Source organism: Paenibacillus marchantiae (assembly GCF_028771845.1).
In the GTDB taxonomy this organism is placed as follows: domain Bacteria; phylum Bacillota; class Bacilli; order Paenibacillales; family Paenibacillaceae; genus Paenibacillus; species Paenibacillus marchantiae.
The window spans coordinates 4,206,484-4,219,457 of record NZ_CP118270.1 but is presented as its reverse complement, the minus strand read 5'-3'; the positions used below and the strand labels follow the sequence as shown (position 1 = coordinate 4,219,457).

The 12,974-nt window shown below is 44.2% G+C and carries 12 protein-coding genes; 3 read left to right on the top strand and 9 right to left on the bottom strand.

All coding sequences use genetic code 11. The features are described 5' to 3' along the window. Window positions 1-46: 46 nt before the first annotated feature. On the top strand, window positions 47-1,480 hold the full coding sequence (locus PTQ21_RS19305; RefSeq protein ID WP_072732692.1) for a glycoside hydrolase family 1 protein: 1,434 nt from the start codon (window positions 47-49) through the stop codon (window positions 1,478-1,480). 129 nt (window positions 1,481-1,609) lie between these two features. Here the strand turns inward: PTQ21_RS19305 and PTQ21_RS19300 are convergent, their stop codons facing one another. The 5 genes from PTQ21_RS19300 to PTQ21_RS19280 form a co-directional block, all read right to left on the bottom strand. Next, entirely contained in the window at window positions 1,610-2,614 is a 1,005-nt protein-coding gene (locus PTQ21_RS19300) for an ROK family protein (protein WP_274566767.1), read from the bottom strand. Between the two features lie 117 nt (window positions 2,615-2,731). Further along, complete coding sequence (locus tag PTQ21_RS19295; protein WP_274566766.1) at window positions 2,732-3,319, bottom strand: sugar O-acetyltransferase; 588 nt, start codon at window positions 3,317-3,319, stop codon at window positions 2,732-2,734. Between the two features lie 41 nt (window positions 3,320-3,360). After that, window positions 3,361-3,936, bottom strand: a complete 576-nt coding sequence (locus tag PTQ21_RS19290) for a sugar O-acetyltransferase (RefSeq protein ID WP_274566765.1) — start codon at window positions 3,934-3,936, stop codon at window positions 3,361-3,363. Between the two features lie 241 nt (window positions 3,937-4,177). After that, window positions 4,178-5,341 carry an MFS transporter gene (locus PTQ21_RS19285; protein ID WP_090806041.1) on the bottom strand — a complete coding sequence of 388 codons (1,164 nt, stop codon included), beginning with the start codon at window positions 5,339-5,341 and terminating at the stop codon, window positions 4,178-4,180. 105 nt (window positions 5,342-5,446) lie between these two features. Next, window positions 5,447-6,205 carry a TrmB family transcriptional regulator gene (locus PTQ21_RS19280; RefSeq protein WP_064638684.1) on the bottom strand — a complete coding sequence of 253 codons (759 nt, stop codon included), beginning with the start codon at window positions 6,203-6,205 and terminating at the stop codon, window positions 5,447-5,449. Window positions 6,206-6,415: 210 nt separating this feature from the next. Here PTQ21_RS19280 and PTQ21_RS19275 point away from each other — a divergent pair, with 210 nt between their 5' ends. Further along, the gene (locus PTQ21_RS19275; protein ID WP_036664828.1) at window positions 6,416-6,544 is read left to right on the top strand and encodes a DUF4023 family protein; all 129 of its coding nucleotides are present in this window, start codon (window positions 6,416-6,418) and stop codon (window positions 6,542-6,544) included. Window positions 6,545-6,677: 133 nt separating this feature from the next. Here PTQ21_RS19275 and PTQ21_RS19270 read toward each other — a convergent pair whose 3' ends face one another. Further along, window positions 6,678-8,714 (bottom strand): catalase, encoded by a 2,037-nt coding sequence (locus PTQ21_RS19270; RefSeq protein ID WP_371129217.1) that lies wholly within the window; start codon window positions 8,712-8,714, stop codon window positions 6,678-6,680. 233 nt (window positions 8,715-8,947) lie between these two features. Between PTQ21_RS19270 and PTQ21_RS19265 the strand changes: the two genes are divergently transcribed. Continuing rightward, window positions 8,948-9,211 (top strand): hypothetical protein, encoded by a 264-nt coding sequence (locus PTQ21_RS19265; RefSeq protein WP_063563578.1) that lies wholly within the window; start codon window positions 8,948-8,950, stop codon window positions 9,209-9,211. Between the two features lie 82 nt (window positions 9,212-9,293). On the opposite strand, the gene PTQ21_RS19260 is transcribed toward PTQ21_RS19265, so the two are convergent. The 3 genes from PTQ21_RS19260 to PTQ21_RS19250 are packed head-to-tail and all read right to left on the bottom strand — an operon-like array spanning window position 9,294 to window position 12,807. Continuing rightward, complete coding sequence (locus PTQ21_RS19260) at window positions 9,294-10,907, bottom strand: type 2 periplasmic-binding domain-containing protein (RefSeq protein WP_274566761.1); 1,614 nt, start codon at window positions 10,905-10,907, stop codon at window positions 9,294-9,296. A 39-nt stretch (window positions 10,908-10,946) separates the two neighbouring features. Beyond that, the gene (locus PTQ21_RS19255) at window positions 10,947-11,843 is read right to left on the bottom strand and encodes a carbohydrate ABC transporter permease (RefSeq protein WP_063563637.1); all 897 of its coding nucleotides are present in this window, start codon (window positions 11,841-11,843) and stop codon (window positions 10,947-10,949) included. A gap of 40 nt (window positions 11,844-11,883) precedes the next feature. Beyond that, entirely contained in the window at window positions 11,884-12,807 is a 924-nt protein-coding gene (locus tag PTQ21_RS19250) for an ABC transporter permease (RefSeq protein WP_063563576.1), read from the bottom strand. Window positions 12,808-12,974 lie beyond the last annotated feature (167 nt).

Sequence of the window (12,974 nt, the reverse complement as noted above, 5' to 3'; positions counted from 1 at the left end):
TGTATGTAATATTCACAATGAATTCATAACGATTGGAGCGATACACATGACTCATTCTCAACATCCATCATTTCATTTCCCTGAAAACTTTCTGTGGGGTGGTGCGATTGCCGCCAACCAGGCTGAAGGTGCATATAATCTAGGTGGCAAAGGTTTGTCCACTCAGGATGTGGCTCCCAAAGGTATCATGGGTCCCATTACTGAAGAACCGACTGAAGATAACATGAAACTGATCGGGATTGACCTCTATCACCGTTATAAAGAAGACGTGAAGCTGTTCGCTGAGATGGGATTCAAGGTATTCCGTACTTCCATCGCCTGGTCCCGTATTTTCCCTAAAGGCGATGAGCTGGAACCCAATGAAGAAGGCCTTCAATTCTATGATGATCTCTTTGACGAGTGTCTTAAATACGGAATCGAACCACTGGTCACCCTTTCCCACTACGAGACACCTCTCCATCTCTCCAAGGAATATGATGGCTGGGTTAATCGGAAGATGGTCGGCTTCTACGAGCGTTATGTGACTGCTGTATTTAAACGTTATCAAAATAAAGTGAAATATTGGCTCACGTTCAACGAAATCAATTCGATTCTGGAAGCACCATTCATGAGCGGTGGGATCTACACACCAAAAGAGAAATTGAGCAAGCAGGATCTTTATCAGGCAATACACCATGAGTTTGTAGCCAGCGCTTCTGCTGTGAAACTCTGTCATGAGATCATTCCAACTGCACAGATTGGTTGTATGATGCTCAGTATGCCGACCTATCCACTAACACCGAATCCCGATGACATGATTAAAGTGATGGAATTCGAACACAGCAATTATTTCTTCGGAGATGTACATGTGAGAGGCCGCTATCCTGGATACATGAAACGTTACTTCCGTGAAAATGGAATCCAGATTCAGATGGAAGATGGCGACGAAGACATGTTGCTCCATACCGTCGACTTCATTTCTTTCAGCTATTACATGAGTATCTGCCAAACGGCTGATCCGGATAAACAAGTTGCAGGTGAAGGTAACCTGCTTGGAGGTATACCTAACCCTTACTTGCCTGCAAGTGAATGGGGATGGCAGATCGATCCGCAAGGACTGCGTTATGTTTTGAATATGTTCTATGACCGTTATCAGAAACCACTCTTTATTGTGGAAAATGGGTTGGGCGCTGTGGACGAGCTTATTACCGGATCTGATGGTGAAAAGACAGTTGAAGATGACTATCGCATTCAGTACTTGAATGATCATCTTGTTCAGGTCGGGGAAGCCATTGAAGACGGCGTTGAAGTTATGGGTTATACGTCCTGGGGATGTATTGATGTGGTCAGTGCTTCGTCAGCACAATTGAAAAAGCGTTATGGTTATATCTATGTTGATCGCCATGATGATGGTTCAGGAACACTCGAACGGTATCGCAAAAAGTCGTTCCACTGGTACAAAGATGTCATTGGCAGTAACGGCAAGAGCCTAAAACGTTAAGGAATTGTTACAGCTGTAGCAGGTGCATTCCTGCTCTCCCCCAGCAGAAAACAAGGACATGCATTGGTATACAATGTGATGATGTATTGTTTTCTGCTGAGGGATTTTTATTATTACGGGAGTCCGTCTTCAGTTGAATTGGACCAGGTCCGGTTCCAATGCTTTCAATGTTAACCATCGCATCCCTGCTTCAAAGTCTTCCTGGAAGGAATCGATCAGAATGATGTCAGGATAAGATGGCATCGACAGATCGCCTTGATACATTTGCCACGCTTGAACCACTGCATCTTCTTCAACCATCTTCTGATAAATCACCACCTGGTCTGGAGCAAGAATCGCATTTATTATTTGAATCATTTTGCATACCGTTGCAATAAACGCTTCCTTTTCCACTGTATCATACCAATCAATTCCCATAGGAAGGTATTTGACTTCCCCGGCCATGCCACGTTTTCCTTTGATCACTTTACCGTCCACATAAATGCCCATGCCTGGAGGATATTTGGTTGGAAAATAAATTCCGATGACACACTGATCCTCGTCTAACTCTCTTTTTGCGCAATATCCGCTAATTGCAGCGTTCACATCATTTTCCACCATGACTGGTAATCCGAACTGTGCTTCAAGATCTTCAATCATGCGGACACCTTCTAACTGCCGGTGACTGCTCACCGTAATTTCTCCATTCACGGTTTGCCCCGGAATACCGATACCGATGACTTTAATGGAAGCATGTTGAGCTAGTACGTTCCCAATGATTTCATAGAAGTGTCTCTGGTCAAAGGCGGGCATCGTATATTCTTCTCTGAACACCATGTTATCCTCTAAGTTAATGACAGTGGCTGTGATCAGATCCTGCCCCTGCTTTTCGTTGATATACATGACCAAAGCCAAGCTAAAATCGTAATTATATCTGTAGGTTAATGCAGGTCTCCCCCCGTTGGAAGGTACTGTCTCGTCCTCAAACAGTTCACCCAGTTCACACAACTCTTTGACCAGTGAATTGACGGTTACTACACTGAGCTTGGTCAAGGAGGCCAGTTGTGGCTTCGTTGCTGTTTCTACCCGTTTCATGACCTGGCGTACATGGTTTATATTAATTTCTTTCATCAAATACGCGTTCGCTATTTTCATAAGCACCCCTACTCCATAGTTTCTTCTCCAATGTAGTAACTATACAATATCTCCAAAGGGTTTAAAAACACCCGATGAAAAAACATCGGGCATTCTGAGGGTTCGTATACATTTGTGTTAGCTTTTTCTATACTTCGTTTTGTCTGCTTCCGTTATTTTGCGAATAACTCTGCATGGATTACCCGCAGCAATTACATCCGAAGGAATGTCTCTGGTAACTACACTTCCTGCACCGATGATTGTGTTATCTCCAATGGTCACACCCGCAAGCACAGTCACGCCGCCACCAATCCATACATTATTGCCCACTGTGATGGGACCTACAATTTCAAGTCCTTCGTTACGTTGTTCCACATCATAAGGATGACCAGCAGTGTAGAATCCACAGTTCGGAGCAACAAAAACGTTGTCACCAAACCGGATTTTAGCTCCATCCAGCATAACTATATTATGATTGCTATAGAAGTTCTCGCCAATTTCAATGTTATAGCCGTAATCACATACAAATGGCTGCTCAATCAGGAAACGATTCGTCGTTTTTCCGAGCAACTTTTTGAGCAGCGCCTCTCTCTCAGAGATCTTGCCTGGATGAAGCTGATTGTACTCGTAACAAAGTCCCTTCGCGTACAACCGCTCATCAATTAATTCTTTGTCATAATTCGCATTATACAGTAGTCCCAGTTGTGATTTCTCTTTTTCTGTCATGAATTCTTATGCCTCCAACTCTTCTGTCCAAAATGAATAGATTAAAGCTCTATCTCTCTAATGATTCTAGCAGGATTTCCACCAACAATCCTGTTATCCGGGACATCTTTTGTAACTACGGCACCGGAAGCAATAACGACATTGTTCCCAATGGTGACTCCTGGATTAATAACTGCCCTGCCTCCGATCCATACATTATTTCCTAAGGTTACTGGCTTACCATACTCTGCACCTGTTATCCGTTCGAATGGATTCAAGGGATGGGTAGCGGTATATATGTGAACATCAGGTCCCATTAAACAGTTATCCCCAATGCGCACTTCACATACATCAAGTATCGTACAGTTAAAGTTGGTATAGAAATGCTCTCCAACATGAATGTTGTATCCATAGTCAAAATGAATATTCGGTTCCATGCTCAGGTGTTCACCCGTTGATCCTAATAGCTCTTTTAATAGCTTTGTACGGAGCGCACCATCTGTTTCTGTGGTCTGATTGTACATGCGTGTCATTTTTCTTGCATATTCCCGGTCTTGATACAATTGGGGATCGGAAGCCAAGTACAGCTCACCATCGATCATTTTTTGTTTTTCCGATTTTGTTGTAATACTGCTCATGATTGTTTCCCCTTTACGTCTATATTAATTTTTGAACCGTTAAATTAAGATACTTTATAAAGCTATAATAATTATATGGGATAACCTAAATAAATCAAGTTCCTTTGCAAATTGAATATAGAGATATTATGCCTAATGTTATTAAAAAAACCTCTGCGATCCAATAATTATTGGATCGCAGAGGTTTGCTGAAGTAAAAAAATATATAGCAGTTTGCAAAGACAACTTTTAAATCAACACATTATCCAGCCGCCTGAACAGTTTGCTCCTTGCGACTAATTGCGTAAACGGCCGACACCAGACCCATAAGGATCAGAACCGATCCCACCCATCCTGTATACATAATGGACGAATGATCGATAACCATCCCACCTATATAGGTTCCCAGAGCAATACCAGCATGTGCAATGCCTGAATTGGTGCTAATTAACGTTTCAGCCGTTGCCGGTGAGGTTTTGATAATCAGACTATTCTGTACCGGTGTAACGGTCCAGCTTAATGCACTCCAGATACTTAGCAGAATCAAGAAGGCAATTAAAGGCAACCCGGTACTAAATGGAATAACCGCCATGCTTATGATAAAGGGTATCAGCACGATAATAATGGCTTTGGCTGGGTGCAAGCGATCTGATAATATGCCGCCGATTCCTCCCCCTGCCACAGCAGCGATACCAAACATCATATAGATAAAGGTGACCATTGTTGAGCTGGCTCCCAGCGCTTCCTGGAGAAATGGTGTGAAATAAGCATATAACGTTAAGTGTCCTGCGAGCACAAGCAATGTTGTAACATGGATTGCCAGCATTTTCGGGTTCCATAGAGCAGTAAGCTGCTTCTTCAGGGATACTGCCGGAATCGGCTGCACACGATCCATGGCAATGCCAATGGCAACCATGACTACTGCAGTCAAAATCGCGATCAACATAAACACTTCACGCCATCCTGCGATATTACCCACAAAGATTCCGAGAGGTACCCCCAGAATCAGTGATGCACTTCCTCCCATCGTGATTATTCCCACAGCACGCCCTTTATATTGGGGCTCCACAATACGAGCTGCGAGCGTCAAAGACAGGACAAAAATCAGCGAGCCCGTTGCAGCCCCCAATGCTCTGCCTGCCAAAAGAATATAGAAATTAGCACTGAACGCAGAGATGAGATTGCTGATTAGAAAAACGAATAAAGTGCACATATATACTTTTTTACGTTCGAATCTAGCCGTCATATTTAACAAAATAGGCGCAGATAACGCATAGACAAGGGAGAAGATGGAAATTAAATACCCGGCTTTGGCCAAGGTCAGATGAAGATCTGTTGCAATCAAGTCCAGAATCCCGCCTAAAATGAGTTCAACGGTACCAACCACAAATGCCGCGATTGCCAGGACATATACTTTTTTATTCATTTTTGAAGCCTCCTCGAAAGTTACAACTACGATAGTAACTTAATCAAGAGAAGATTTCAATACAAAAAAGCTATTCTCCGAAAGAATAGCTTTGGAACCATCGTTTTAATAAATTAATCGCGCCAGCAGACGTGCGATTTCTTCGTCCTGAAGCAGCTGGTCACCATATTTTTTGGTAATTTGAGTAAGAGCGACGTCATGATAGAAATAATCCGTCATTGCTTTAACAATCGGTTTGGACGTTGTCTTGATGGCCTTCCATGAATCATGTTCGATTCCTGCAAACAAGAGATAGCCATGGTCAACAATGATTAGCTGCGAGGGCTCAAGATTACTGTCCTCAAGCATCGGAATTAACGAATATTTATGGGTTAGAGACGTTTGCAGTCCTCCTACAGCCAAGACCTCTACATGTACCCCTTCGGCCTCTTTTCTCTCCAGAAGCTCCCGGTATTTCTCCATTTGCTCGTTCCAGGCCAGAAAAAGGATATACGAATCCGCTTCCTCAATGAGCTGTTCAATGTTCGATGCAATGGATGATGCATCCTTCAATGTCCAGATATGTTCATCTGTGAATGTACGTTTGATTTTATATGTCTTTAATTCCTCAATATCCTTCTCAAAGTCAGCCCTAATTTTGAGGATAATGGACTGAAGATCAACCGCCATGTACAATTTTTTCTTCCCATGCATAGTTGTTAGGACGATTCCCTTATCAATAAGCCGATTAAGCACTTCGTATATCTTAGCCTTGGGTACATTGGAGTAATTAACAATGGATGTGGCATCGAGCGGTGCATCCTGCGCAAATATGGCCTCATATACCTGACTTTCATATTGTGTAAAACCGAATTTCTGCAACATGGTTCGATTCGGGCTCCTTCTTGTTTGTATCGTTCTATACAGTTTAGACGCCTGAACTTCCCATGTCCAGTTTATCCCACCGACGTTTCATACTAGTCGTAATGATATTACTGTAAGAGTGGAGCATCCAAATATAATGATCTTCCAATGGTTATATTAAGATTGATTCAGGCTACACATTTTGATTTTCTGAAGGAGGTTTGCTTAAACATGGAGAGCACCCATGATTTTGTAAAGAAAGTGAATGAGAACGCCGAAAAAGCACGTCATAACAAAAACAATGGTAAAGGTACACCAACAGATAAACTGCCGGCGAAGCAGCATAGCACCAATAAGTAAGACTAAAATCAATTGCAGCAAATTAGGGAAATAGCGCTCTTATTTTTTTCAAGCACAAGAAACAAGAAAAAGGATCTCTAGTGAGGTCCTTTTCTTGTTATTTGAGATCTACTCGTTGAAGACATTCAATCTGCTACGTTCGATCCCAAAAGCGTTGCTGGGTCATTGCTTGAATGAATTGCTCTGCAAACGCCGCTGGTTGTTGTTCCACAATGACGCCAGGTTTGCCGATAATACCGACTGGCTGGATCAGTGCCTCCCCCGTCGGTGTAGCTCCTACCGGTTTAAAATGATTGTACGTTTCAATGGCATAGGATCGGGTGTATTTCTGAAAATAATTATCTTCCTTCTGTCCTCCAACAATGAATAACCCATCATATACTAAAGGTGATCCGGTCAAAAAGCTGTCATCCACTTTCAACTCCACACCGCTCGTTCCATGGACCACACCTTGTCTTTCATGAACAATGACTGGACGAAGTCCCGCGCTCTTAAACTCATCCAAAATGTATTGTGTGCTGGGACCATCAAATCCTTCACCGACAATCACCCCGACGCGCAGTGTCTTGGGAGAAAATACGGTATTGGCCATGCTTAGCGCAGGGGAGGATTTTGTCACCGTAGATTCGGAAACCTTAGGTACAGCGACTCCAAGCTCGCGAGCCAGAATGGTTGCCAGCTCTGTGCTGATATTCCCTAACATATCGACGACCTGTTGGCGAATCGAAACATCTTTTACTTTCCCAAGCTCAAACGTGAGTGCCTGAATGATATGACCCTTCTCCACACCAGTCATGCTGTTCCAGAATAAACGTGCCTGTGAGAAATGATCCAGGAAACTAGCTGCCGTTTTTCGTTCCTTGAGACCTTGCACCGTGGAAGGATACGTTACAAACCCACCTTTTGTACCGGGCACAGTATAGGGAGAATTATTGGCAAGAGAGTTATCGTGATAGGCGACTCTTCCTCGATCAATGGTGTAGCGGGAAGCACCGTCTCTCTGGTTGTTATGTACAGGGCACACGGGACGATTGATCGGCAATTCCTGATAATTCGTGCCCACCCTTGCCAATTGTGTATCCGTATACGAGAATAGCCGGCCTTGAAGCAGTGGATCATTGCTGAAATCAATGCCACGTACAATGTTGCCAGGATGGAAAGCCGACTGTTCCGTTTCCGCAAATACATTCTCGACATTTTGGTTAATCGTCATTTTGCCAATGATTCGTACCGGAATGTCTTCTTCTGGCCATAATTTCGTTGCATCCAAAATATCAAAATCAAACTTGAATTCATCCGCTTCCTCCAGCACCTGTATTCCAAGTTCGAACTCAGCAAAGTTACCTGCATTGATATTCTCCCACAGGTCCCTGCGATGAAAATCCGGGTCCGCACCGCCCAGCTTCTGCGCCTCATCCCACACAAAAGAATGCATGCCAAGTACAGGCCTCCAATGAAATTTCACGAATCTGGATTTGCCTTCTTTGTTCACCAGCCGGAAGGTATGTACTCCAAATCCCTGCATCATTCGAAAGCTTCGCGGTATCGTGCGATCCGACATAATCCACATGACCATCGCTGCCGACTCCTGATTATTGGCGATGAAGTCCCAGAAGGTATCGTGCGCAGTGGAGCCTTGTGGAATTTCATTATTGGGTTCCGGCTTCAGTGCATGAATCAAATCCGGGAACTTGATCCCATCCTGAATGAAGAAGATCGGAATATTATTGCCGACCAGATCAAAGTTGCCTTCTTCGGTATAAAACTTCACTGAAAACCCACGCACATCCCGATTCGTTTCGTTCACTCCTTTGGAGCCTGCAACCTCGGAAAAACGAACGAATAGCGGTGTCTTCACACCGGGATCCTGAAGAAAATGTGCCATCGTTAACTCTTCAAGTGACTCATATAACTCAAATTCACCGTAGGCTCCATATCCCCGGGCATGCACAACTCTCTCCGGAATGCGTTCCCGGTCAAAGTGAGACAGTTTCTCACGCATCAGAAAATCTTCAAGCAGCGTGGGTCCGCGATCCCCCGCTTTTAGCGAGTTACTATCATCCGATATTTTAACCCCTTCGTTGGAAGACATCTCTTTTCCGTTATTATCCCGAAGAAAGGCATTTCGCTGTTCTATCTTTTTGTTCTCATCCATGGGTTCCTTGCTCATTCCAATCACCTCCAGCATTATATGTATGGGACTGGAAGTACACTTATGATTGACTGATACACCATACTTTGGTCCGAATCATGTGTGTGAATTACAAATATGAATTGCATGAACTTATCAATGGGTATAACTGGGGATTGTCCCATTTATGAAATATCGCGTCCTTTGTCTAGCACCTTCCTCATTCCCTTTTCATTTACTATAAAGAATCTAATAGAAAAGAGATGATGAGGATGGCTAGTGTAAAAGCTGTTCCACAACCGGATTTGGTATTGATCTACTGGTCCAGAAATCCGCTCGTTCCCGGTTCTGCTCGCCGAATCAGAAGTGTGCGTGTGATTGGGAACACATCCCCTTGTACCTTCACACTGGTGCGTGGTGCATTGCTGATTAATGCCTTAAACTGTTTGCTGGACAATGATATTGGTTTTAAAGTGGTGTATAGCAAAAAAACATCGAGCATCAGTGGCGTTTTATTATTGAAACGCAGATCTTAAACGAACAAACAGGTGCCCTCCTTCAATAAGGAAGTGCACCTGTTTGTTATTTAATCAATGAATGATGTGACTGAACTCCACTCTATTTGACGTTCATATAACGTTCGAAGGCATCATTACGGATGGTCAGTAACTGTTCAAGTCCCATATCATTCAACTTTTTGATATAAGCATCCCAGCCGTCTTCGATGCCGCCTTTGGTTACCCACTGAGCTCGCATCGTCGCTACATAACCGTCAATATCCGTTGTCAGCGTTGGCAGCTCCTGGAACTCTTCAGCATTGTACATAACCTTAGGATAAGGTGTCGTTACATCGGCACTGCCCAACTGATCAATTTGCAGCTTGAGTCCGTCACCAGCCTTCGGATTAAGCTTAATTTTTTCTTCAAAGGAAGGGCTTACATATTTGGGTCCGAAATCACGCAGGGATTGATCCCAGTACCAAGCATCGGCGCTAGTGCCTGCTGGCGGGTCCATCAGCGTATATGTGCCATCATCATTTTTCTTAATTACAGTTCCGATCGCACCCCAGAAATTCTGAATGCTGGCTTCGTTGGAATAGAACTGATCAGCCCAGCGTGCCGCTACTTCTGGAACAGTACATGAACTTGTAATCAGCAGTTCATTACGGGCCAGATTCATACCGCCTGGATCACCTGGTTGATAACGTTTGCCATCAGGTCCGGCAATAGGCGCAATCGCTTCATATTCGTCGCTCCACTTGCCAAATACCGCATCGGGTGTCCACTGGTTGCTGAAGCCGACGATTGGAATGTCTGCATTTTGCCATTTGGCTGATGTCATTGTATTGTCTTGTGTGAACAGTTCCTGATCAATCAACCCTTCTGAATACAGCTTGTGTGTATAAATAAGAGCTTCTTTATAGGCGTCAGTCGTTGGGAAGAAGACCGGTTTACCGTCCTGCACAATCATACTGCTGGCATTAATGTCAGTGATTCCAAATGGATTGAGGAAATCCACATTCAGACCCGTTTCCGTGTACGGAATTTCGTCCTTTTTTCCATTTCCATTCGGATCTTTTTCCTTAAACGCTTTCAACACTTGATACAGTTCTTCTGTTGTCGTTGGTGCTTTCAGCCCCAGCTTATCAAGCCAAGCCTTATTAATTACAGGCTGGTTCCGGCTCTTCGGACGGGCAGGCAGTCTTGTTGGCATGGAATAGATTTTGCCATCAGGAAACGTACTGATTTTCTTCATATCTGGCGTCTCTTGCATAGCAGCCTTCAAGTTGGGCATATACGAGTCAATGTACTCATCCAGTGGACGGAAATAGCTCAGGTTGTTTACAATGTCCGAATCGCTGAACACCTGGTCACCCAAGATAATGTCCGGGAGTGTACCACTGGCAAGCATAATGGATTTCTGCTCCCCCCAGTCATTAGAGGACATGACCTGCCACTCAATCTTCACATTGGAATCCTTCTCCAAATCCTTGAGCCATTGGTTCTGTGTAAAAGTGTCTCCCATATTCCCCCAACGAACCGTCAGTACCTTGAGTGTGACCGGTTTATTGACAATCGGAAGACCTTCCTTGTTAAAATCACTTGAAATCGTAGTCTCCGCAGGTTCACTACTATTTCCACTACTACAACCAACAACGCTGACCAACATGGCCGACACGAGAAGCAGGCTGTTCATTTTGGTGAATAACTTCTTGCCTATCTTTTTCCCCATTTGGGAACCCCCTTGATTCGTAATGAATTTCAACCCGCCTTATTCCTTCACTGCGCCGATCATCACCCCCTGATTGAAATACTTTTGGATGAACGGATACACACACATGATCGGAATTGTAGCGATGATAATAACGGAATACCTCATCAAATTGGCAAGACGCAGGGCAACTTGTGCTGCTTCTCCTGTACCCATGCCAGACTGCATCTGATTCGTGATGAGGATATTACGTAAAATTAGTTGCAGCGGATACAGATTCGGATCTTTTAGATAAATCAGGGCATTAAAATATGAATTCCAATACCCTACAGCAATCCATAGTCCGAGGACGGCGATAATTGCTTTGGACAGCGGTAATACGATGAGTACAAAATACCGCAGGTTACCACAGCCATCGATCTGGGCAGCTTCCCATAAATCTCCCGGAATACTGGTCTGGAAAAATGTCCGGGCGACGATCATGTCGAAAACCACGACGGAGAACGGAAGCACCATCACCAGGAACGTGTTATAGAGATGGAAGTCGCGGATCGTCAGGAAGGTTGGAATCAAGCCGCCGCTGAAGAACATCGTAAAGATAAAGAACAGCGAGAAAAATTTGCGCCCGACCAGATCTTTTCTCGATAATGCGTAAGCCGCCGAAATATTAACGACAAGCCCGAAGAGTGTTCCCACCACCGTATACAGAATGGTATTTCGATATCCGATCCAGATATTTTCGTGTCGCAGCAGTTCCCTATACCCTTCAAGCGTGAAACCTTTGGGGAAAACCCACACCTGTCCGTTAGCCACAGATGAAGGATCACTGAACGAGGCGATGACAATAAAATAGATCGGATAAATGATAGCAATCAGAAAAAGAACAGCAAAGGCATACAGTACAACTTCTGCAACCGTAACACGTGGTCGACGTTTTGTACGGGGAGTTCTGGTCATTGCTGCCGGTTCCATAACGCTCATCTTGTTTGTCTCCCCCCTACCATAGACTGTTTTCACTGTATTTCTTGGACAACTGGTTGACCAGAATAAGCAAAATGAAATTAATGACGGTATTAAACAGGTTTATCGCTGAGGAGAAGCTGTATTGGCTGCTCAGTAACCCGATTTTGTATACATAAGTAGACAGAATCTCACTTGAGAGAATGTTCAGGTCATTCTGCATCAGATACACCTTCTCAAATCCTACGCCCAGTAATCCGCCTACCCGCAGAATAAGCAGCGTGATGGCAGTCGGCAGCAGCATCGGAATATCAATATAACGAACCTTGTGCCATCGACTTGCCCCATCAACCGTGGCCGCTTCATAGAGGCTTGGGTCTACGGCAGACAGCGCGGCAATATAGATAATGCTATCCCAACCGACATGCTGCCACACGTCAGACCATACATACACACTGCTGAACAGAGCTGATGAACCCATTAAGTCCGGTGCTTGTGCTCCAAACAGCTGATACATATTGCCAACGAGCCCTGTACTTGGCGAGAACAGGATCAGCATCAACCCAACCATAACTACCGTTGAAATAAAGTGAGGCATATAGGAGACTGTCTGAAAAAGCCTCTTGAATCTTCCTGCTCTCATCTGGTTCACCAGTAGTGCAAGCATAATTGGGATCGGAAAAGTAGCCAAGCTGTACAGACTGATCACAAGTGTGTTACGTATCGTATTGGTAAATTGATAGGAATGAAAGAATTTCTCAAAGTATTTGAATCCAGCCCAAGGGCTGTCTCCGATTCCCAACGCCGGACTGTAGTCCTTAAAAGCGATTAATACGCCGTACATCGGCTTGTAGGCAAATAAAAGTGTCAACAGAACCGCTGGAAAAAGCAAAACGTAAAGGCCCCAGTTTCGCCTGATTCTCTCCAACGTTCTTCCAATATAAAGTGGATTGGTCCTCATGGTTCTTCCTTCCCTCCTGTAAATATACTGATGCTGCTCTCCCGTAGGACCTGTCATCTCTGGAATAGCTTCAGTATAAACTGCTTCACATTGGGTTTACCGGACCGCTAAGGACGTTATTCGGACTTCTATGGTTCCATCCATGAACTTTACAAGTAACCAAGATG

Bases quoted from the DNA above. Each gene is read 5' to 3' on its own strand.
- PTQ21_RS19305 (WP_072732692.1), top strand. From the start codon at position 47: ATGACTCATTCTCAACATCCATCATTTCATTTCCCTGAAAACTTTCTG.
- PTQ21_RS19300 (WP_274566767.1), bottom strand. From the start codon at position 2,614: ATGAAAATAGCGAACGCGTATTTGATGAAAGAAATTAATATAAACCAT.
- PTQ21_RS19295 (WP_274566766.1), bottom strand. From the start codon at position 3,319: ATGACAGAAAAAGAGAAATCACAACTGGGACTACTGTATAATGCGAAT.
- PTQ21_RS19290 (WP_274566765.1), bottom strand. From the start codon at position 3,936: ATGAGCAGTATTACAACAAAATCGGAAAAACAAAAAATGATCGATGGT.
- PTQ21_RS19285 (WP_090806041.1), bottom strand. From the start codon at position 5,341: ATGAATAAAAAAGTATATGTCCTGGCAATCGCGGCATTTGTGGTTGGT.
- PTQ21_RS19280 (WP_064638684.1), bottom strand. From the start codon at position 6,205: ATGTTGCAGAAATTCGGTTTTACACAATATGAAAGTCAGGTATATGAG.
- PTQ21_RS19275 (WP_036664828.1), top strand. From the start codon at position 6,416: ATGGAGAGCACCCATGATTTTGTAAAGAAAGTGAATGAGAACGCCGAA.
- PTQ21_RS19270 (WP_371129217.1), bottom strand. From the start codon at position 8,714: ATGAGCAAGGAACCCATGGATGAGAACAAAAAGATAGAACAGCGAAAT.
- PTQ21_RS19265 (WP_063563578.1), top strand. From the start codon at position 8,948: ATGGCTAGTGTAAAAGCTGTTCCACAACCGGATTTGGTATTGATCTAC.
- PTQ21_RS19260 (WP_274566761.1), bottom strand. From the start codon at position 10,907: ATGGGGAAAAAGATAGGCAAGAAGTTATTCACCAAAATGAACAGCCTG.
- PTQ21_RS19255 (WP_063563637.1), bottom strand. From the start codon at position 11,843: ATGACCAGAACTCCCCGTACAAAACGTCGACCACGTGTTACGGTTGCA.
- PTQ21_RS19250 (WP_063563576.1), bottom strand. From the start codon at position 12,807: ATGAGGACCAATCCACTTTATATTGGAAGAACGTTGGAGAGAATCAGG.